The organism is Streptomyces melanosporofaciens, from assembly GCF_900105695.1.
In the GTDB taxonomy this organism is placed as follows: Bacteria; Actinomycetota; Actinomycetes; order Streptomycetales; family Streptomycetaceae; genus Streptomyces; species Streptomyces antimycoticus.
In genome coordinates, this window is sequence record NZ_FNST01000002.1 from 7,306,536 (window position 1) to 7,327,169 (window position 20,634).

Genomic DNA, 20,634 nt, shown 5'->3' on the forward strand with positions numbered 1-20,634 from the left:
CCCGCGGCGATCTCCACCCCACGGCCCCCCACGGCCCTCACCCCGGGCCGAGCACCACCCACGGAGACCCCGATGAGTCAGCACCCCCCCGCTCCCAGCCGTTCCCCCGGCCGCATCGCCATCGTCGGCATGGGCTGCCGGCTTCCCGGTGACATCGACTCGCCCTCCGCCCTGTGGCGGCTGCTGGCCGACGGACGCGACGCCGTCGCCGAACCGCCCGCCGAGCGCGCCGCGCTCTGGGCGGCCGACCCCACTACGGCCGCCCGGTCCGAATCCGCACCGCCGGTCCGCGGCGGATATCTGCGCGACGTATCCGGTTTCGACGCCGACTTCTTCGGCGTCTCCGGACGCGAGGCCGACATCCTCGACCCTCAGCACCGGCTACTGCTCGAAGTGGCCTGGGAGGCCCTGGAACACGCCGGAATGCCACCCGACCGGCTCGGCTCCACCGCCACCGGCGTCTTCGCCGGGCTCAGCTACAACGACTACATGAACCGGCTCGACCGGCACCCCCGCGAGCTGGAGGGCTCCGCCCTGGCCAACGGGCACTGCGTCGCCACCGGCCGGATCTCCTACCTCCTCGGCCTCCACGGCCCCTCCGTGGCCCTGGACACCGCGTGCTCGTCCTCCCTGGTCGCCGTCCACCTGGCGGTCCAGGCCCTGCGCGCCGGGGAATGCGATCTGGCCCTGGCCGGCGGGGTCACCCTGATGTTCGAGCCGCGGATCACCCGTTCGTTCGACCGGATGGGCATGCTCTCGCACACCGGCCACTGTCACGCCTTCGACGCCGCCGCCGACGGATTCGTCCGCGGCGAGGGCTGCGGCATCGTCGTCCTCAAACGCCTCACCGACGCGGTGCGCGACGGGGACCGGATCCTGGCCGTGCTGCGCGGCTCGGCCGTCAACCAGGACGGCCACTCCGACGGGCTCGCCGCGCCCTCGGCCACCGCCCAGCGCGCCCTGTACGAGGAGGCGCTCGGCCGCGCCGGGGTCGATCCCGCCGACGTCGGGATGGTCGAGGCCCACGGCACCGGGACCCCCGTCGGCGACCCGGTCGAATTCGCCAGCCTCGCCCAGGTCTACGGAACCGGCCGCGACCGCTGCGCCCTCGCCTCGGTCAAGACCAACCTGGGCCATCTGGAGCCCGCCGCCGGGGTCACCGGCCTGATCAAGGCCGTGCTGTGCCTGGGCCGCGGACTCATCCCGCCCAATCTGCACTTCACCCGGTGGAATCCCACCATCGACGCCGACGGCACCCGCCTCTTCATCCCCCGCGAGCTCACCCCCTGGCCGGTGCGCACCGGCCCGCGGCTGGCCGCCGTGTCCTCCTTCGGCTTCTCCGGCACCAACGCCCATGTGGTGCTGGAACAACCCCCCGCGGTACCCGCACCCGCCTCCCGACCCGCCGCTCACGCCGTTCCGCAGGTGTTCCTCGTCCCCGCCGGCTCCCCGGCCGCGCTGCCCGGCGCCGCGCGGCGGATGGCCGACTGGCTGGAGGGCGACGGTGCGGACACCCCGCTGCGCGACATCGCCCACACCCTGGCGCTGCGTCGCGGCGCCGGCCGCGGACGGCTCGGCGTCACCACCGCCTCCCGCACCGAACTCGTCGGCGCCCTGCGGGCGTTCGCCACCGGTCAGGCCCACCCCGCCGTGGTCACCGGCGCCGTGGGCGCCGAGGTCTCCCGCCGGCCGGTCTGGGTGTTCTCCGGACAGGGCTCCCAGTGGCCCGGTATGGGACGGCGGCTGCTGGAGTGCGAACCGGCCTTCGCCGAGGCGCTCGCCGAGGCCGACGCGCTCATCACCGCCGAGTCCGGATTCTCGGTGCTCGACATCGTCCGCTCCGGCGCTCCGGTGACCGGCTGCGACCGGGTGCAGCCCGTGCTGTTCGCCCTGCAGACCGCGCTCGCCGCCACCTGGCGCGCCCATGGCGTGGAGCCCGCCGGGGTCATCGGCCACTCCATGGGCGAGGTCGCCGCCGCCGTGGTGGCCGGGGCGCTCTCCCTGGCCGACGGGGCCAAGGTGATCTGCCGCCGCTCCGGGCTGCTCACCCGCGTCGCCGGGAACGGGGCCATGGCCACGGTGGGTCTCGGCGCCGACGAGGTGCAGGCCGAACTCGACACCGGCGGCGCCGCGGCAGCGGTCACCGTCGCCGTCATGGCCGCACCCGGCTCCACCGTGGTGGCCGGGGACACCGACCGGGTCGAACGGCTCGTGGCCGGCTGGCAGGCCCGCTCCGTGCCCGCCGCGCTGATCGCCGTGGACGTCGCCTCGCACTCACCCCAGGTGGACCCGCTCCTGGCCGATCTGCGCACCGCCCTCGCCGACCTCACCCCCCGCCGCCCGGACGTGCCCTTCTACACCACCGTCCTCGACGATCCGCACACCCCGCCCGCCTTCGACGCCGACTACTGGTGCGCCAATCTGCGCCACCCGGTGCGGTTCGCCGCGGCGGTCGCCGCCGCCGCGGCCGACCGCCACCTGGTGTACGTCGAGATATCCCCCCACCCGGTCATCACCCACCCCGTCCTGCGCGGCCTTGCCGGTCTGGTGGAGGACCCCGTCGTCCTGCCCACGCTCCGCCGCGAGGAGGACGAGCCGGCCACCTTCCGGACCCAGCTGGCCGCGCTGCACTGCGCGGGCGTCCCCGTCGACTGGTCCGTGCTGTACGCGGACGCCGCCCTCGCCGACGTACCGCCCATCACCTTCGACCGCACCCGCCACTGGGCCGACGCCCCGCTCGCCGCGCCCTCCGACGATCCGCCCGGCGCGAGCCCGGCCGGTGCGCTGCCCGGCGCGCACCTGGAGGTGCCCGGCGACCCCGTCCGCCACTCCTGGCGCGCCCGCACCGGCACCGCGGCCCTGCCCTGGCTCGACGACCACCGGGTGCACGACGCCCCCGTCCTGCCCGGCGCGGCCTCCTACGCCCTCGCGCTCACCGCCGCCTGCGAGGTGTTCGGCGCCGGGCCCGGGGAGGTCGAGGTCACCGATCTGCACTTCCGTGAACTGTTGCGGCTCGCCGACCGCACCGACCTCTCCACCACGGTGACCCTCGCCGCCGCCGACCGCGCCGAATGCGAGATCTTCGGACGCGACGAGGACGGCGCCTGGGTGCGGCAGGCCACCGCGGTGCTCCGCAGACTCGCCGCACCGCAGCGCCCGCGCGCCGCCTCCGTCCGGACCCTCGCCCTGCGCCATCCGCTGCCCGTCGAGGCCGACGCGCTCTACGCCAATCTGCGGGCCCGCGGCGTGGCACACGGACCGGCTTTCCAGGGCATCACCGAGGTGTCCGCCTCCCGCCACGGCAACAGCCTCTGGGCCCGGGTCCGGATCCCCGAGGCCGCCCACGCCCCCGGACACGGTCTGCGCATCCACCCCGTCCTCGTCGACCTGTGTGCCCAACTCATCGTCGCCGGGCTGCTCGACGAGGACGACCGGCGGCTGCTGCTGCCCGCGCGGATGCAGAGCGTACGCGTCCTCGGCGACCCCGGGACCGCGGTGTACTGCCACGCCCGCCTCGCCGAGACCACCCCCGGGGCCACCGTCGGGCACGTCCGCCTGCTCGACGCGGACGGCCGCCCGGTCCTGGCCGTCGACGGACTGCGGATCGTCCACAGCGCCGCGGACCGCACGGCCGAGGCCGACCAGTGGTTCCTCGAGGTCGGCTGGCGGCGCGCCACCCGGCCCGCGGCCACCCGGCCCCCGGGACGCTGGCTGATCGTCGGAGAGGCGGACGGCACCGCCCGCCCCGTGGCCGCCGCCCTGCGCAACGCCGGCGCCACCGCCCGGGTGTGGGAGACACCCCTGGCCGACCAGCGGCTCGACGCCTTCCGCGACGCGCTCACCAGCCGGCTCACCCGCCCCGGAGACCGGCCGCGCGCCGTGGTGCTCCTGTGCGGCCCGCGCCCCGCCGACGGCGGCGCGGAGGACGGGCTGCGCCGCACCCGCCGGCTGCTCGCCGCCGCCCAGGCGCTCACCGCCCGCTTCCCCGAACCGCCCCGCCTCTACGCCGCCACCTGCGGCGCCCGCACCGTGGCCCCCGGGGACCTGGCCGACCCCGGACAGAGCCCGCTCCGCGGACTGGTGCGGGTGCTCGCCCTGGAACACCCCGAGCTGCGGGCCACCTTGGTGGACACCGACCCGGCCGCCCCCGACGAGCTCGCGGAAACCCTGGCCGCCGAACTCCTCGCCGACGGCCCCGAGGAGGAGATCGCGCTGCGCGACAGTGCCCGCTACACCGCCGAGCTGGACTACGCGCCCCTCACCGACACCGAGCGCGCCACCGCCTGTGCCCGCACCGTGCGCTGCGGCACCGACGGCTTCCGGCTGCGCGCCGGCCGCCTCGGCGACCTCGGCAGCCTGGAGCTGACCACCACCCCCCGCCGTAGGCCCGGGCCCGGTGAGGTGGAGCTGCGGGTGCTCGCCGCGGGCCTGAACTTCCGCGACGTCCTCACCGCCATGGGCCTGCTCCCCGGCGACGAGAACATCCGCTACCGGCTCGGCTTCGAATGCGCGGGCGAGGTGAGCGCGGTGGGGCCCGGTGTCGACCATCTCCGCGCCGGTGACCGGGTGGTGGCGGCCGATGTGCACGGCGGCGCCTTCGGATCGTTCACCGTCGTCCCCGCCGACCGCACCGCACCCCTCCCCGAGGGCCTCGCCCCGGACACCGCCGCCGGGCTGCCGATCGCGTTCCTCACCGCCTGGTACGCGCTGCGCCACGTCGGCCAGGTGACCGCGGGGGAGCGGGTGCTGATCCACTCGGCCACCGGCGGCACCGGGCTCGCCGCCATCGCGGTCGCCCGGCTGTTGGGCGCCGAGGTGCTGGCCACGGCGGGCAGCGAGGAGAAGCGGCGCTTCCTGCGGGCCATGGGTATCGCCCATGTGATGGACTCCCGGTCGCTGGACTTCCGCGACGAGGTCAAGGAGGCCACCGGGGGCGAGGGCGTGGACGTCGTGCTCAACTCCCTCGCCGGATCGGCCATCCGGGCCGGGCTGGAGTGTCTGCGCCCCTTCGGCCGTTTCGTCGAACTCGGCGTCCGCGACATCCTCTCCGACGCCCCGCTCGGACTCTCCCCGCTGCGCCACAACATCACCTTCTCCACCGTGGACCTGAGGGAGCTGCAACTGGCCCGCCCGCGGGTGTACGCGGCGATGCTGCGCGAGGTGCTGGCCGCGATCGCCGAGGGCCGTCTCAGGCCGTTGCGCTGCACCACCTATCCGCTGACGGAGGTCACCGACGCGTTCCGGCGGATGGCCGGCGCCCGCCACATCGGCAAACTGGTGCTGACCATCCCGCAGGAGGGCGAGCTCGACGCCGTCCTGCCCGACGGACCGCTGACGGTGCGCGAGGGCGGTACGTACATCGTCACCGGCGGCCTGCGCGGTCTCGGGCTCGCCACCGCGTGCTGGCTGGCCCGGCGGGGCGCCGGCCACCTGGTGCTGAGCGGGCGTACCGCACCGGCCGGGGCCGCAGCGCGGACGCTCGCCGAACTCTCCGCCGCCGGCACCAGGATCACCGTCGTCACCGGCGACATCAGCCTCCCGGGCACGGCCGACCGGCTCGTGGCCGCCGCCACCGCGCCCGAAGGGGCGTCGCTGAACGGTGTCGTCCACAGCGCGATGGTCCTCGACGACGCGGCCGTGGCCACCATCCGCGAGGACCAGCTCGGCCGCGTATGGGCGCCGAAGGTCACCGGGGCGTGGCGGCTGCACCGGGCCACCGAGGGCCACCGGCTCGACTGGTTCGCGGTGTACTCCTCGATGGCCTCGCTGCTCGGCAACGCCGGACAGGGCGCCTACGCGGCCGCCAACGCCTGGCTGGACGGCTTCGCCGCATGGCGCTCGGCCCGCGGCCTGCCCACCCTCGCGGTCAACTGGGGCCCGTGGGGCGAGACCGGAGTGGCCACCGGCTTCGCCGACCGCGGCTATCAGACGATCCCCACCGAGCAGGGGCTCGGCGCGCTCGGCGCCCTGTTGGCCCACCGGCGGGTGCAGACCGGTGTGATCCCTGGCGAACCGGCCACCTGGATCCCCGCCGCCGCCCGCCGGTCCGCCCTGTTCGCCCCGCTCCTCCCCGGCGACGACACTCCGGTGGCCGCCCGGGAGAACACCGACGACATCCGCGCCCGGCTGGCCGCACTCCCCGCAGGACCGGCCCGCCGCACCGCGCTGGAGTCCTATCTGACCGACCACATCCGTGCCGTGCTGCGGCTCAGCAGCGCCACCCTCGATCCGCAGACCCCCCTGAGGTCACTGGGGTTCGACTCGCTGCTCGCCATGGAGCTGCGGGTGCGCCTGGAGACGGGGCTGAACATCAAGCTCGCGGGCAACTTCGTCTGGCGGCACCCGACCGTGGAGGCCCTGGCCGCCGGGCTCGCCCAGCAACTGGGGCTCGATCCGGCCGACCGGCCGGAGGAGCGGCTGGGCGCCCCGGGCTGACGGGGCTGCGGGACCTACGGCACCACCGGCGAACGTCAGGAACCGGCGTCCGGGCGATCCGCGCCAGGACGATTCGGGGCAGGACGCTCCGGGGCGGGGCGGGCCCAGGCGCTCACGCCCAACTTGCCGGTGGTGCCCAGGTCGACGAGGTCGGGCACGGTCTGCACATCCGCCCCGTCGCCGTTCGGCGCGATCCGCAGATAGCGACCGTCGGCGGCGGGGCGCGTGGTGTCCGTCACCAGATTCCGCCACAGCAGACGCATCACCGCCCGCTCACCGGGCTTCAGCCGCACCGGCCCGGTGGCCGTCTCGAAGCCGTCGACGGTGGCGATGCCCGACGCCCCATGGCCGACCGTGACCTCCAGCGGCTTCAGGTCCGCGTCGAGGACCTGGACGGACGGATGGCCGTTCACCGTATAAACGCTCTTGCCGCAGTTCACCAGCTCGATCTGCTGCTCCCGCAGCCCCATCGCCGCGTTGGCCTCCGCGGCCCGCAGCAGCACCCCCGAGTCGGGGCAGACCGCAGGGGCGGTGGGGGCGGTGGTGTCCGGCGAGACGGTGAGGCCCGACGGGCGGGAGGTGGCCTCCTCGGGCACCGCGGCGACTCCCGAGGAGGTCTGCGTACCGCATGCGCTGAGCAGACCGGCCGCCGCGAGGGAGCCGAGCAGCCGTCTTCGGCGGCGTCGGGTGGCGCTCCGGAAGAGGGGCGCCCGGGGTGTTTCGATCGCATCCGTGTCCATGCGGCTCATCCTGCCTCAACCCCGGTCGGGATGAGCCGCGTTGGACCCGGCCCCCGGCTACAGCGTCACGACATCCGCCGTGGCCACCGGCTTTCCGCTGACGAACGACCGGTTGGCCGCGAGCCCGGTGACCAGCGCCAGCGCCCCGTCCTCCTCGGTGGCCCGCCGGTGTGAGGCGTCCGAGGCGTCCACGGCCGCCGCCCCGGTGGCCGCCGCCGGATCCACGGGGCCGTACAGCACCTCCAGCATCCGCTCGTCCCCGCCGCCGTGTCCCGCGTGGTCGAACGTCGGCAGCTCCACCTCCCGCGGCGGCTCCCACAGCGGCCGCAGGACCAGCCGCGGACCGCCCGCGTTGGCCAGGGCCTGGTCGCCGTGGATGGTGCCGCGGCCCGAGGCGGTACCCAGCAGCGACGGCTGCCACGCGCTCTCCTCGACCTCCAGCTCCAGCCGGCCCCGGGTGCCGTTGAACATCACCCGGTAGCCCTCCCAGGGGGAGTAGGCGGTCAGGTGGTACGTCATGGTGGCGCCGGTGTCATAGCGGACCAGCAGCGCCATGTCGTCCTCGATGGTGACGCCGTCGCCGAACACATTGCGGTCGCGGTGGTAGCCGTCCACGCCCTCGGCGTCCAGATACAGCGAGCGCAGCGCGTCGTTCTCGGCGAGCTCCAGCGCGAACGGGTCGTCCTGCGCGGCGGCGGCGCCGTGCGCCCGCTCGTACTCGCGCCGGTAACCGCTGCGCTCGCCCGCCGCACGGCCGTAGAAGCCCAGCCGGCCATAGCCGAACACCTCGGCCGGCCGGGCCCCCAGCCACCAGTTGACCAGGTCGAAGTGGTGACTGGACTTGTGCACCATCAGCCCGCCGCTGTGCTCCTTCTCGCGGTGCCAGCGGCGGAAGTAGTCGGCCCCGTGCCGGGTGTCCAGCAGCCATTCGAAGTGCACCGACAGCACCTCGCCGATGGCGCCGCCGGCCAGCTGCCGGTGGACCTCCTCGTGCACCGGGTTGAAGCGGTAGTTGAAGGCGACCGCCAGATGGTTGCCGGTCTCCTCGACCGTCTCCAGGATGCGACGGCACTTGGCCGCGTCGGTGGTCATCGGCTTCTCGGTGACCACCCGGCAGCCGGCTCGCAGCGCGGGCACGATGTACGCGTCGTGCAGCGCGTCCACGCAGGTCACCACCACCTCCTGAATGTCATCCGCGCGCAGCCGCCGCTCGAACTCCTCGGGACTCCAGGCGGCGGCCTCCGGCTCGCCCGCCTCCTTCAGCAGCCGCTGGTGGTGGGCGATGCGCACCGGGTTCGGATCGCACAGCGCGGCGACCCTCAGACGCGGGCGGCGGGCCAGCGCCTCGGTGAACATCTGGGCCCGGGAGCCGGTGCCCACCACCACGGCCCGGGACGGGGTGCTGCCGATGGTCATGCGTCCTCCAGCGGGAAGCAACGATTCAATCCGAAGTCGATCAACGCGTGCGCAGGATAGGACGATCGGCGGCCCGCCACCACGGGGTGGGGCACGCCGTGCCGGGGATCGGACGCGAGCGGGGGTGCGTCGGCGAGCCCTGTGCAAGGATGAAAGATGTGGACTTGATCTCGAGGGTCCCCGGAGGGCGACGGGCCATGATCGACGTCGAGGAGTCACTGCGCGAGATGATGGAGTGCGAGGGCGCGCTGGCGGCCTCGCTCGTGGACTATCTGAGCCGGATCACCCTGGGTGCCGTCCAGACCCCGCGCGGTCCGGACCTGGAGAAGGTGGCCTACGGGGACACCGATGTCATGCGGGCCAAGCTGTCCACTCTGGAGCTGCTCGGCTACGACCCGGATCGTCTCGAGGACATCGTGATCACGCTGGACACCGAGTATCACCTGATCCGTCCGCTCAGCCAGCGCACCCGCCAGGGTGTCTTTCTCTATCTGGTGGCCGACCGGTCGCGGGTGGATCTGGACGCCGCGAGGGCGGCGATGCGGGCTGTGGCCCACCGGCTCGATGTGTGACCGTGGTAGGTGGGCCGATACGGCCCGTGGCGCTCGACGAGGAGGGCCGCGGTGAGTGGTGCGTGGCCGAGCCGTCACACGCGGTGCCGATATGTATCGGAGGCCGGGACGGTCTCCGATCGTGTGCCACCAGGCTTCACGATCCGAGGGTGATAAATGGTAGGAAGGGTGCGTGGTCGGAGTTTTCGGTCGGTCTAGACCTGCCCCACACCCCCTGTCCCGGAAGCGCTTCCGTTCGTTCTTGAGCATGCGCAGCTTGAGCGTACGCAGCATCGCCGGGCAGGTTTTCGCTGTTCAAGTGCTGCTTGTCGGCCTGCTCATCGTCGCGGCCACGACGGCGCTCATCCTCCAGGCGCGTAACGACAGCGAGCAGGAGGCCGTCCGCCGCGCGACCGCCGTGGCCCAGACCTTCGCCACCTCCCCGGGGATCGCGTCCGCGATGGGCGCGGAGAATCCGACCGCCCGGCTGCAGCCGCGGGCCGAGGAGACCCGTAAGCGGGCGCATCTGGACTTCGTGGTCGTGGCGAACACCAAGGGCATCCGTTACACCCACCCCAGGCCGCAGTTCATCGGCAAGGAGCTCGTCGCCGACTGGCGGCCCGTGGTGAAGGGCAAGATCGTCACCGAGTCCGTGCAGGGGCCCCTCGGCCGGGAGGTCCAGGCCACCGTTCCGATCCCCCGGGCCAACGGCACCGTGGCCGGTGTGGTGTGCGCCGGAATGACCGCCGCGGATGTGAGCGGCCGGGTCGAGCGCCAGCTCCCGCTGGTCTTCGGTTCCGCCGCCGGGGCGCTCGCGCTCGCCACCGGCGGGACGGCGCTGGTCGGCGGGCGGCTGCGGCGCCAGACGCGAGGGCTCGGCCCCGCCCAGATGACCCGCATGTACGAGCACCACGACGCCGTCCTGCACTCCGTGCGGGAAGGTGTGCTCATCGTCGACAGCCACGGCCGCCTCGTCCTCGCCAACGACGAGGCCGGCCGGCTGCTCGACCTGCCCCGGGACGCCGAGGGCCGCCCCATCACCGAGCTCGGCCTCGAGCCGCGCACCGCCGAGCTGCTCGCCTCGGGCCGGGTCGCCACCGACGAGGTGCATCTGGCCGGGGACCGGCTGCTCGCCATCAACCAGCGGCCCACCCGGTGGGACGGCGGGATGTCCGGAAGCGTCGCCACGCTCCGTGACTCCACCGAACTGCGCGCGCTGTCCGGCAAGGCCGAAGTGGCCGAGCGCCGGCTGAGGCTGCTCTTCGAGGCGGGCTCGAAGATCGGCACCACCCTGGACATCGTGCGGACCGCCGAGGAGCTGACCCAGTTCGGCGTCCCGTGGTTCGCCGACTTCGCCACCGTCGACCTCGTGGAGCCCGTGCTGCGCGGCGACGACCCCACGGGCAACGCCATGCGCCGCACCGCCACCTCCGGCATCCGGGCCGACCATCCGCTGTGGCGCGTCGGCAAGATGATCACCTACGCCGGGGGCGTGCCCCAGGCGCTGGGCTTCGGCGCGGGCCGGCCGGTGCTCGAGGCGGACCTGCGGGCGTATGACGGATGGCAGGAGCAGGACCCCGAACAGGCGACGAAGGTCGTCACGTACGGCATCCACTCGATGATCACCATCCCGCTGCGGGCCCGGGACGTCACCCTGGGTATCGCCACCTTCTGGCGCTCCGAGCAGTCCGACCCGTTCGACGAGGACGATGTGGCGCTCACCGAGGAGCTGGTCGCCCGCGCCGCGGTCGCCATCGACAACGCCCGCCGCTACACCCGTGAACACGCCATGGCGGCCACCCTCCAGCGCAGTCTGCTGCCCCAGGGCCTGCCCGACCAGGACGCCCTGGACGTGGCCCACCGCTATCTGCCCGCCCAGGCCGGAGTCGGCGGCGACTGGTTCGACGTCATCCCCCTGCCCGGCGGGCGGGTCGCCCTCGCCGTCGGCGATGTCGTCGGCCACGGACTGCACGCCGCCGCCACCATGGGCCGGCTGCGCACCGCCGTGCACAACTTCTCCGCCCTCGACCTGCCGCCCGATGAGCTCATCGCCCATCTCGACGAGCTGGCCAGCCGGTTCGACCAGGACCAGGCCGCATCGGGAGGCGACGCACCGGGGATCAGCGGCGCCAGCTGTCTGTACGCCGTCTACGACCCGGTCTCCGGCCGCTGCACGATGGCGGGCGCCGGCCACCCGGGCCCGGCGGTGGTCCTCCCCGACTCCACCGTGACCTTCCCCGACATCCCCCTCGCCCCGCCGCTGGGCCTGGGCGGCGAACCCATCGAGACCGTCGAGCTGGAGCTGCCCGAGGGCAGCCGGCTGGCGCTGTACACCGACGGGCTGATCCGGGACGGCGGCCGGGACTTCGACGAGGGTCTCGGCGTGCTGTGCACCACCCTCGCCGGGCTGCCCGAGGGCACACCGGAGGAGACCTGCCAGGCCGTCTTCGACACCATGACCTCGGCCCACCCCGGCGACGACATCGCCCTCCTGGTCGCCCGCACCCATCTGCTGGACCCGGGGCACGTCGCCGAATGGGAGCTGCCCTCCGACCCCGCCGCGGTCGCCCGCATCCGCAACGAGGCCGCCGAGCAACTCGCCGCCTGGGGGCTGGAGGACATCGCCTTCACCACCGAACTCATCCTCAGCGAGCTGATGACCAACGCCATCCGCTACGGCTGCGCCCCCAGCCGTGTCCGGTTGCTGCGCGCCCGCACCCTCATCTGCGAGGTGGCCGACGGCTCCAGCACCTCGCCGCATCTGCGCCGCGCCGCCACCACCGACGAAGGCGGCCGAGGGCTCTTCCTCGTCGCCCAGTACGCGCTGCGCTGGGGGACCCGCTACACCCCCAATGGCAAGATCATCTGGGCCGAGCAGCCCCTGACCGACCCGATGCTCCCGCTGGCCGACACCGAGGGCGAGGACCTCCTCGACCAGTGGGACGACATCCCCGGCTGACCCCGCCGCCCCGGACGGCCGCCGACGAGCTCCGCCGACGGCCCGCCGGACCGACCCTCCGCTGGTCACCGGCGGCGCCCGATTGGCGCTGAAGCGGGGTCAGACGACACCCTCATGGCGTAAAGCGCCGCTCACCACGGGCCGTTGGGCCCGGCGGCGTGATGGGCTATGGAGGAATGCGGCATGCGCAAGAGGCTGCGGGAGCGGCTGCGGTACTGGTTCGACGGGACGATGGACCGTGGTACCCCGGCGCTGATCGGCTGGCTGGGGCTGGCCTCCTTGGCGTTGATCACCCTGGTCTCCGCCGTGGTGGTCGCCTTCGCCCACAAGGACACCAAGGACAACGGCGGTTGGCTCGGCGTCGTCTGGATGAGCCTGCTGCGGACCCTCGATCCGGGCACGATGGGCGGGGACACGGGCCGGCCGCTGTTCCTGGTCCTCATGCTCACGGTGACCATCGGCGGGATCTTCATCGTCAGCGCGCTGATCGGTGTGATGACCACCGGCCTGGAGGCCCGGATCCAGCAGTTGCGCAAGGGCACCTCACGGCTGATCGAGCACGGCCACACCATTGTGCTGGGCTGGTCGGAGCAGGTCTTCACGGTGATAGCGGAGCTGGCGGAGGCCAACCAGAGCGAGCGGCGCTCATGTGTGGTGATCCTCGCCGACCGGGACAAGGTCGACATGGAGGACGAGATCCGGCGCCGCATCCCGGACACCGGGAAGACCCGGGTGATCTGCCGCTCCGGCAATCCGCTCCAGCGCGGCGACCTGGAGCTGGTGAGCCCGGACAGCGCCAAGGCCATCATGGTGCTCTCACCCATCGGCGACGACAGCGACATCGACGTCATCAAGACGCTGTTGCTGCTCAACGGCCGCACCTGGCCCGGGACGCGGCCCAATGTGGTGGCCGCCGTGCAGAGTTCGGAGAACCTGGCGGCCGCCCGGCTGGCCGCGGGGGACACCGCGCTGGTGATCGACGCCGATGACATCGCGGTCGGGCTGATCGTGCAGTCCCACCGCCAGTCCGGTCTGTCCACCGTCTTCAATGAACTGCTCAGTTTCATCGGCAACGAGATCTACCCCTGGCACGCGCCCGCACTGGCCGGCGCCACCTACGGCGAGTCGCTGAACGCCTTCGAGCTCGGTGTGCCCATCGGTGTCCAGCGCGCGGACGGCGAGGCGCTGGTCAACCCCGCCATGGACACCGTGATCGAGCGCGGGGACCGGCTGCTGATGGTCGCCGAGGACGATCTGCTCATCACGATGGCGGCCACCCGGGCCCCGATCGTGCGCTCGGCGATGGCCACCGCAGCGTTCCGGCCGCCGGTACCGGACCGGACCCTGCTGATCGGCTGGAACTCCCGCGCGGAGAAGATCATCGCGCAGCTCGACCTCCTGGTGAAACCCGGGTCGGTGGTGGACATCGCCGCCCCGCGCCCGCCCCGGGAGGAGGCGAACCGGGAGCTGAAGAACCTCACGGTCGGCTTCAAGCACTGCGAACCCACCCGCCGCCCGTCGCTGGAGGCACTCGGGCTGGACGACTACCGCCATATCGTGGTGCTCACCGACGACGGGATCGACCCCGGACGGTCGGACGACCGCACCCTGGTCACCCTGCTCCACCTGCGCGACATCGAGATCCAGCTCGGCGATCCGTACTCGATCGTCACCGAGATGCACGATGACGCCAACCGCGAGGTCGCGCAGGTCACCAAGGCCGACGACTTCATCGTCTCCACCAAGGTGATCAGCCTTCTGCTGACCCAGCTCACCGAGAACCGCCATCTGTACGCGGTCTTCGCCGACCTCTTCGACCCCCAGGGGTCGGAGATCTACCTCAAGCCCGCGCCCAGCTATCTGATACCCGGCGCGGAGGCCAACTTCGCCACCGTCATCGAGGCCGCCCGCCAGCGCGGTGAGACGGCCATCGGCTACCGGCTGGCCCGGCAGAGCGATGAGCCACCGCTCTACGGCGTCCACCTCAACCCGTCCAAAACAGCGCCGCTGACCCTGGAGGAGGGCGATACGGTCGTGGTCCTGGCCGAGGACTGAACGAGGGGCGGACGTCAGAGCGCGCGATGGGCGCCGGGGGTGTGGCCGAAGGCCCGGCGGAAGACATCGATGAAGGCGCTGCTGGACGCCCAGCCGCATCGATGGGCGACGGCCGTGACGGGGACGCCCTCGGCCAGCAGCCGCAGGGCGTGGTGCAGCCGCAGCTGGGTGCGCCACTGGGGGAAGGTCATGCCCAGCTCCGCCGCGCACAGCCGGGTCAGGGTGCGCTCGCCGACCCCGACCGCGGCGCCGAGCTCCCGCAGGGTCCGGTTGTCCGCCGGGTCATCATGGAGGAGGGCGCACACCGCGGCCAGGCGCGGGTCCCCGGCGGCGGGCACATGCACGGGCTGCTCGGCACAGTGGCGGAGCTGATCGAGCAGTACGGCCCGCAACCGGCGGCGTTCGGCGCCGGTGTCCGCCGGCCGCGCGGTGTACTCGATGATCAGCTCGCGCAGCAGCGGGCCGACGCCGAGGACCGCGGGCTGCTCCAGCCGCAGTGGATTGTCCGCCACCGCCAGTCCCACCAGATGGAGGTCGGTGGCGCCGTACGCGCGGTGCTCATGGACGGTCCCGGCCGGTATCCACAGCGCCCGGTTGGCGGGCGCGATCCAGCTGCCCGCGTCGGTGGTGACGGCCAGCACCCCTCGCCCGGCGTAGACGATCTGGTGCTCGTCATGCCGATGAGCGTCTATGCCGCCACCGGCGGGCAGCGGACGCAGGCCCGTCGTCGCCTGGGGAGTGTGGCGGATTCTCGGCATCGGAGGCCATTTTATCGGGCAGCGGGCTCTGCGGGGGGCGTCAGCGGACGGTCAGCCCGCCGTCCACGTTCATGATGGTGCCGGTGGTCCAGCCGGCCTGCGGGGAGGCGAGGAAGGCGGCCGCGGCGGCCACCTCGTGGGGTTCGCCGACGCGGCCCAGGGGATAGGCGTCCCGGGTGCGGTGGTCGTGGCCGTCGCGCTCCTCGGCGCTCATAGGGCCGAGGAAGTCCCGTTCGTAGGTGGGGGTGCGTACGGCGCCGGGGGCGATGCCGTTGACCCGGACGCCGGAGGGGCCCAGCTCATTGGCGAGGGCCCGGGTCATCGCGTTGATGGCGCCGCGGGTGGCGGAGTAGGCCGCGGACGGGCGGTCGGCGACCATCTTGTGCGCCCAGTAGCTGCTGATGTTGATGATGCTGCCGCGGCCCTCGACGAGCGCGGGCAGCAACGCCTGGGCGAGGAGGAAGGGCACCCGGACATTGAGGTGGAGCATGGCGTCGAAGGAGTCGGCCGAGGTCTGGGCGAGCGGGCTGAAGTGTGCCGTGCCCGCGTTGTTGACCAGGGTGTCCACCCGTTCGGTGAGCGCGAGCACCTGACGCGCGGCGGTGGTCACGGCGCCGGGGTCGGCCAGGTCGACGGAGAGGGTGCGTACGGTGGTGCCGTGTCCGGCCAGGGTGTGCCGGGCCCGGTCCAGCTTCTCCCGGTCGCGGGCGAGGAGCACCAGGTCGGCGCCCTCGGTGGCGAAGGCGTCGGCGATGGCGTAGCCGAGCCCCTCGCTGCCCCCGGTGATCACCGCGGTGGTGCCGTCGAGATGGCTCATGGCCGTGGCTCCTGTTCGGTCGTGCGCTGTTCGGTCGTGTGGCGGGGACGTGTGGCGAGAGGCCGGTGGGGTACGCGGCCGTGGCGCCGTTCGCTAAATGGACAGATCTTGTCCGCTTAGACTTCAGCGTACGGAGGTGGACAGTTTCTGTCCACTTCTGACTAGGCTGGGGACATGACGGGCATGCCCTCCGCTCAGCGGCCCCCCAGACCGCCGCGCGCGGACGCGCGGCGCAACGCCGCCCGCGTCCTCGCCGCCGCACGCCAGGCGGTGGCCGTCCATGGTTTCGACGTCAGCTATCACGAGATCGCGCGGCTGGCCGGGGTCGGCGTCGGCACGGTCTACCGTCGCTTCCCCGAGCGGGCCCAACTGCTGGAAGCCGTCCTCCTCGATGTGCTCGGCGAACTCGCCGACAGTGCCGAACGGGCCCTGGGCGAGGACGAGTCCTGGCCGGCCTTCACCCGGTTCTTCACCGGCCTCGCCCTGCGCACCGGGGAGAACGCGGGGCTCTCGGACTCCCTCGACGATCGCGGTGGACCGCAGGTGGCCGCCGCCCGCCGCGCCCTGCTCGATCGCGTACGGCGGCTGACCGAACGCGCCCAGCGGGACGGCGCGCTGCGCGCCGATCTGTCCTGGCGGGACATTCCGTTCCTGGCCAGGGCGGCCGCCGCCGGAGCCTGTGTGCTGGACCTCCCGGCCGACCGGCTCCAGGTCGAACGGTGTGTCACGGTCGTCCTCGACGGAATGCGCGCACCGGCGAGTACCCCCCTGCCCGGCCGGCTCTGATCACACCTCCGTACCGCACACTGGGGTGTCATGGAGCTGCAGATCACCGCCACCTCGCCCGAGCATCCGGCGTCGCTACTCGATCTGCCGTGGAACATCCCGCTGGAGGAGTGGCCGGAGGAGCATCTGGTCGCGCTGCCCCGGGGCATCTCTCGCCATGTCGTCCGCTTCGCGCAGGCAGGCGGCGAGATCGTCGCGGTCAAGGAGGTCGGCGTGTGGGCGGCGGTACGCGAGTACGGGCTGCTGCGCGACCTGGACCGGCTCGCGGTCCCCGCGGTGGACGCGCTCGCGGTGGTGACCGGACGCACCGACGAGCACGGCGAACCGCTGGAACCGGCGCTGATCACCCGCCATCTGGTGGGCTCGCAGCCATACCGCTCGATGTTCCAGACGACCATGCGGCCGAGCACCATCCGACGGCTGCTCGACGCGCTCGCCGTGCTGCTGGTGCGATTGCATCTGGCCGGGTTCGCCTGGGGCGACTGCTCGCTGTCGAACACCCTCTTCCGGCGCGACGCGGGCGCGTACGCCGCCTATCTGGTCGACGCCGAGACCGGGCAGATCCAGCCGAAGCTCACCAGCGGACAGCGGGATTACGACGTCGAGGTGGCGCGGGTGAACATCGCGGGTGAGCTGATGGACCTGGAGGCGAGCGGTTCCCTGCACCCCTCGGTCGACCCGGTGCTCTTCGGCGAGGCCATCGCCGAGCGCTACCGTGACCTGTGGCATGAGCTGACCCGCCAGTCGGTCTATCCGCTCGCCCAGCGCCACGCCATCGACCAGCGCGTCCGGCGCCTGAACGACCTCGGGTTCGACGTGGCGGAGATGCAGATCGAGCGCTCACCCGGCGGCGACACCGTCACCTTCGTGCCCAAGGTCGTCGACGCGGGCCACCACCAGCGGCAGTTGCTGCGGCTGACCGGACTCGACGCCGAGGAGAACCAGGCTCGCAGCCTCCTGAACGACCTGGAGACCTGGATGGCCACACAGGACGACTACGCGCCCGGCGATCCGCTCGGCGCGCGTCCGGAGGTGCTCGCCCACCGGTGGGTCCGCGATGTCTTCCGGCCCACCGTGCGGGCCGTACCCAAGGATCTGCGCGGTGCCACCGATACCGCGCAGATCTACTACGAACTGCTCGAACACCGCTGGCTGCTGTCCGAGCGGGCCGGGCGTGACGTGGGCCTGGACGTCACCGTCGAGGACTACATACGCACCGTCCTGGCGGACCGGCCGCACGGCTGAACGCCCCGCGGCCGGCCGATGGCTCAGGACTGCTCGGTCAGCACCTTCCGGATGGACGCGATGACGCGCGGGGCCTCGTCGTTGAGGTAGAAGTGGCCGCCGGAGTAGACCTGGAGGTCGAAGCCACCGGTGGTGTGCTCGCCCCAGGCGCGGGCCTCCTCGACACTCGCCTTGGGGTCGTCGTCCCCCACATGCGCGTGGATCGGCGTCGCCAGCTGCGGGCCGGGGGCGTAGCGGTAGGTCTCGGCCGCCTTGTAGTCGCTGCGGATGGCGGGCAGCACCATCCGGAGGATCTCGTCGTCGCCCAGGAGCTGGGTGTCGGTCCCGGCGAGCGCCTTCACCTCGGCGATCAGCCCGTCGTCGTCGCGGAGGTGGACGGACTCGTCACGGTGGCAGGAGGGGGCGCGCCGCCCCGAGGCGAACAGCGCCACCGGCACCACGCCCTTCTGCTCCAGGCGCAGGGCGACCTCGAAGGCGAGGGTGGCGCCCATGCTGTGGCCGAAAAGCGCCACCGGCTTGTCCGTATAGGGCAGCAGCTCCGGCACCAGCGCGTCGGCCAGCTCGGGGATGTTGTCTATGCACTTCTCGTTGCGCCGGTCCTGACGCCCCGGGTACTGCACGGCGAGCACGTCGACCGTGGGCGAGAGCGCCTTGGAGACCGGGAAGTAGTAGGAGGCGGACCCGCCGGCGTGGGGCAGGCAGATGAGTCGCGTCGCCGCGGCCGGCGCGGGGTGGAACTGCCGGATCCACAGGCTTGTGCCGGTGGGGTGTGCGGTCACGTGATGTCCTTTCGCGCCGCTCGTTCCGCGGCGGCTGTCGTGTGGCTGTCGCGCGCGTGCCTCGGGTCGCGCGGAGACCAGTAGACCACCCTGCCGCTCCGGTCCGGCCTGCGACCACCCCTATTCAGGACGGGAGTCCCCTAGTATTTCCCTCGTGTCGGTCATGGGCGGGGCGCGGTGAGTCCACCCCGTTCGGCGGTCCGCAGTGCCAGGGCCGCCAGCGCCTCGGGCGCTCCGGCCTGACCGCGGATCCCCGGGAAGGCGTTGATGTCCACGATCAGCGGGGCGCCGCCGCCCGCGTCGATCAGATCCACGCCGTAGACCTCCAGCGAGAACACCGAACCGACGTGGCGCACCGGGGCCAGCCAGCCCGGGGGCAGCGCGTCCGGGGCGAGCGGCAGGCTCGGGCCGCGGCCGCCGGGCGCCAGCTCCGACCGGCGCAGCGCGGCGAACACCCGGCCCGCGATCACCCACAGCTTGTGGTCCCAGCCGTCGTTCGGGGTGAAGTCCTGCACCACCACGGGCTCATCCGCCCAGTCCGCGCTCAGGGCGCGCAGCCGTGCGGTGTCGTCGACGCGGGCCACCAGATCATGGCGGCGGCTGTGGCGGCTCTTGACGACGACGGGATGACGCAGCCGCTCCGCCGTCAGCCCGGCGAGCGAGGCCACGGTACGGGTGGGGGCGAACGGCAGACCGGCGCGGAGCGCCACTTCGGCCATCGCCGTCCGGTCCTGGCACAGGGCGGTGGCCGCGGCGGAGTTCACCACCGGGGCGCCGCGCCGCTCCAGGGACCGGGCGAGCGCCAGCGCACGCGGCGTCCGGGCCTTCAGCAGATAGACATCGGCGAGTTCCCCGGGGCCGGCCGCGTCTTCCGAGGGGTCGGCCGGGGCCTGCGTCCCGGCCCCGTGGCCGCCCGGATCGAGCGCCACCACCTCATGACGGGGCGACAGCAACTGCGCCGTGTCGGCGAGGAGTTGATGACCGGGGTCGGCGGTGATCAGACCGATCCTCATCGGCCGCCGCTCACCGTAGCGGTCATATCCCGCCCATGGCCGCGGCCCGCGGTCATAGCCGGCCCGTGGCCACGGCCGGGACCGGCTCCGGAGCCAGCACCGGCTCGGTGAGGGCGGCGCCGACGAACGCCGCTCCGGACCGGGCGCCGCCCCTGCGCGCCAACTCCAGTACCGCACGCCCCACCCGGGCCGCGGCGTCCGGCACCTCCTTGAAGCTGGGGAAGTCGTTCACATCGACGACCACCGGCCCGTCCGGGCCCAGCAGCACATCCACCCCGTACAGATCGAGGCCGTAGGCCGCACCCACCTCGGCGGCGATGGCCGCCACTTCGGCGGACAGCCGTACCCGACGGCCGCGGGTGCCCCCGTCGGGGCTGAGCGGTGAGCTCCGCTCGGTCGCGTGCAACTCCCCGTCCACGCAGTACACCTTGAGGTCGATGCCCGAATTCGGCACGTAGGGCTGGGCGATGAGCATGCCCTCCACGGCCAGTTCGGCACGCAGCGCCCGCAGCCGGTCCGGCGTCGGCACCAGCCGCACGGCCCGCCCGGAGCTGCCGTCCGCGGGCTTGACCACCAGCGGGAACTCGGCCTCCGGTATCTCCTCCAGCTCCTCGGGCCGGGCCGCCGCGTAGGTGGGCGGCAACGGCAGCCCCCGGCTGCGCCCGATCGCGGCCGCCAGCGCCTTGTCCCGTACGCCGCGGATGGCGCGGGCGTCGTTGACGGTGGTCAGCCCGACCGCAGAGGCGGCCTCCAGCAGCGTCAGCCCGGGTCCTCCGGACACCGTCTTGAGCACCCAGGCGTCATGGCTGCCCGCCCGCACCGCATCGGACATCCGCAGCAGGGAACGGCCCGGCCGGACCACGTCCACCTGGTGGCCCCAGGCGGAGAGCTGACGGATCACCTCACGGGGCATCCCGTCATGGCGATAGCGCTCCTCCACCAGAAAGCAGAGTCTCATCGGCCTTCTTCCTCGTCACCGGACAGGTTCCCGGGCTGCTGCCGAGAGTGTCCGGCGCGCCATGGCTTCCCAGGATGTCATCCGCCGTTCTTTTACGATCTCCTGGGCCAACCCATGGGTGT

Annotated in this window: 13 protein-coding genes; 6 read left to right on the plus strand and 7 right to left on the minus strand. The window is 73.0% G+C overall.

Translation table 11 applies throughout. The features are described from left to right. The first annotated feature begins 72 nt into the window (after positions 1 to 72). Positions 73 to 6,435, plus strand: coding sequence for a type I polyketide synthase (locus tag BLV72_RS34425; RefSeq protein ID WP_093467265.1), 6,363 nt, complete (start codon positions 73 to 75; stop codon positions 6,433 to 6,435). A gap of 35 nt (positions 6,436 to 6,470) precedes the next feature. Here the strand turns inward: BLV72_RS34425 and BLV72_RS34430 are convergent, their stop codons facing one another. Both BLV72_RS34430 and BLV72_RS34435 read right to left on the minus strand, forming a co-directional pair. Beyond that, positions 6,471 to 7,175: a DUF4232 domain-containing protein gene (locus BLV72_RS34430; protein ID WP_093467266.1), complete on the minus strand. Its 705-nt coding sequence runs from the start codon at positions 7,173 to 7,175 to the stop codon at positions 6,471 to 6,473. Between the two features lie 57 nt (positions 7,176 to 7,232). After that, on the minus strand, positions 7,233 to 8,591 hold the full coding sequence (locus tag BLV72_RS34435) for a Gfo/Idh/MocA family protein (protein WP_093467268.1): 1,359 nt from the start codon (positions 8,589 to 8,591) through the stop codon (positions 7,233 to 7,235). Positions 8,592 to 8,788: 197 nt separating this feature from the next. Here BLV72_RS34435 and BLV72_RS34440 point away from each other — a divergent pair, with 197 nt between their 5' ends. The 3 genes from BLV72_RS34440 (at position 8,789) to BLV72_RS34450 (ending at position 14,156) form a co-directional block, all read left to right on the plus strand. Further along, positions 8,789 to 9,163 (plus strand): hypothetical protein, encoded by a 375-nt coding sequence (locus BLV72_RS34440; RefSeq protein WP_093467269.1) that lies wholly within the window; start codon positions 8,789 to 8,791, stop codon positions 9,161 to 9,163. Between the two features lie 247 nt (positions 9,164 to 9,410). Beyond that, a complete protein-coding gene (locus BLV72_RS34445) occupies positions 9,411 to 12,101 on the plus strand; it encodes a SpoIIE family protein phosphatase (protein ID WP_093467271.1) in 2,691 nt (896 codons plus the stop codon). Between the two features lie 183 nt (positions 12,102 to 12,284). Further along, the gene (locus BLV72_RS34450; RefSeq protein WP_093467272.1) at positions 12,285 to 14,156 is read left to right on the plus strand and encodes a CASTOR/POLLUX-related putative ion channel; all 1,872 of its coding nucleotides are present in this window, start codon (positions 12,285 to 12,287) and stop codon (positions 14,154 to 14,156) included. Between the two features lie 14 nt (positions 14,157 to 14,170). Here the strand turns inward: BLV72_RS34450 and BLV72_RS34455 are convergent, their stop codons facing one another. Beyond that, positions 14,171 to 14,914 carry an AraC family transcriptional regulator gene (locus tag BLV72_RS34455; protein ID WP_093467274.1) on the minus strand — a complete coding sequence of 248 codons (744 nt, stop codon included), beginning with the start codon at positions 14,912 to 14,914 and terminating at the stop codon, positions 14,171 to 14,173. 40 nt (positions 14,915 to 14,954) lie between these two features. Next, on the minus strand, positions 14,955 to 15,731 hold the full coding sequence (locus BLV72_RS34460; RefSeq protein WP_093467275.1) for an SDR family NAD(P)-dependent oxidoreductase: 777 nt from the start codon (positions 15,729 to 15,731) through the stop codon (positions 14,955 to 14,957). Positions 15,732 to 15,905: 174 nt separating this feature from the next. On the opposite strand from BLV72_RS34460, the gene BLV72_RS34465 reads away from it, so the two are divergent. Both BLV72_RS34465 and BLV72_RS34470 read left to right on the plus strand, forming a co-directional pair. Continuing rightward, entirely contained in the window at positions 15,906 to 16,517 is a 612-nt protein-coding gene (locus BLV72_RS34465) for a TetR/AcrR family transcriptional regulator (protein WP_093467277.1), read from the plus strand. Between the two features lie 30 nt (positions 16,518 to 16,547). Then, positions 16,548 to 17,762: a DUF4032 domain-containing protein gene (locus BLV72_RS34470; RefSeq protein WP_093467278.1), complete on the plus strand. Its 1,215-nt coding sequence runs from the start codon at positions 16,548 to 16,550 to the stop codon at positions 17,760 to 17,762. Positions 17,763 to 17,785: 23 nt separating this feature from the next. Here BLV72_RS34470 and BLV72_RS34475 read toward each other — a convergent pair whose 3' ends face one another. The 3 genes from BLV72_RS34475 to BLV72_RS34485 all read right to left on the minus strand — a co-directional run bounded on the left by BLV72_RS34475 (position 17,786) and on the right by BLV72_RS34485 (position 20,512). After that, entirely contained in the window at positions 17,786 to 18,541 is a 756-nt protein-coding gene (locus BLV72_RS34475; protein WP_093467280.1) for a thioesterase II family protein, read from the minus strand. 161 nt (positions 18,542 to 18,702) lie between these two features. Beyond that, on the minus strand, positions 18,703 to 19,554 hold the full coding sequence (locus BLV72_RS34480; RefSeq protein ID WP_093467281.1) for an ATP-grasp domain-containing protein: 852 nt from the start codon (positions 19,552 to 19,554) through the stop codon (positions 18,703 to 18,705). 52 nt (positions 19,555 to 19,606) lie between these two features. Continuing rightward, a complete protein-coding gene (locus BLV72_RS34485) occupies positions 19,607 to 20,512 on the minus strand; it encodes an ATP-grasp domain-containing protein (protein ID WP_093467283.1) in 906 nt (301 codons plus the stop codon). Between the last annotated feature and the right edge of the window lie 122 nt (positions 20,513 to 20,634).

Bases quoted from the DNA above. Each gene is read 5' to 3' on its own strand.
- BLV72_RS34485 (WP_093467283.1), bottom strand. From the start codon at position 20,512: ATGAGACTCTGCTTTCTGGTGGAGGAGCGCTATCGCCATGACGGGATG.
- BLV72_RS34430 (WP_093467266.1), bottom strand. From the start codon at position 7,175: ATGGACACGGATGCGATCGAAACACCCCGGGCGCCCCTCTTCCGGAGC.
- BLV72_RS34425 (WP_093467265.1), top strand. From the start codon at position 73: ATGAGTCAGCACCCCCCCGCTCCCAGCCGTTCCCCCGGCCGCATCGCC.
- BLV72_RS34450 (WP_093467272.1), top strand. From the start codon at position 12,285: ATGCGCAAGAGGCTGCGGGAGCGGCTGCGGTACTGGTTCGACGGGACG.
- BLV72_RS34460 (WP_093467275.1), bottom strand. From the start codon at position 15,731: ATGAGCCATCTCGACGGCACCACCGCGGTGATCACCGGGGGCAGCGAG.
- BLV72_RS34480 (WP_093467281.1), bottom strand. From the start codon at position 19,554: ATGAGGATCGGTCTGATCACCGCCGACCCCGGTCATCAACTCCTCGCC.
- BLV72_RS34440 (WP_093467269.1), top strand. From the start codon at position 8,789: ATGATCGACGTCGAGGAGTCACTGCGCGAGATGATGGAGTGCGAGGGC.
- BLV72_RS34445 (WP_093467271.1), top strand. From the start codon at position 9,411: ATGCGCAGCTTGAGCGTACGCAGCATCGCCGGGCAGGTTTTCGCTGTT.
- BLV72_RS34435 (WP_093467268.1), bottom strand. From the start codon at position 8,591: ATGACCATCGGCAGCACCCCGTCCCGGGCCGTGGTGGTGGGCACCGGC.
- BLV72_RS34465 (WP_093467277.1), top strand. From the start codon at position 15,906: ATGACGGGCATGCCCTCCGCTCAGCGGCCCCCCAGACCGCCGCGCGCG.
- BLV72_RS34470 (WP_093467278.1), top strand. From the start codon at position 16,548: ATGGAGCTGCAGATCACCGCCACCTCGCCCGAGCATCCGGCGTCGCTA.
- BLV72_RS34455 (WP_093467274.1), bottom strand. From the start codon at position 14,914: ATGCCGAGAATCCGCCACACTCCCCAGGCGACGACGGGCCTGCGTCCG.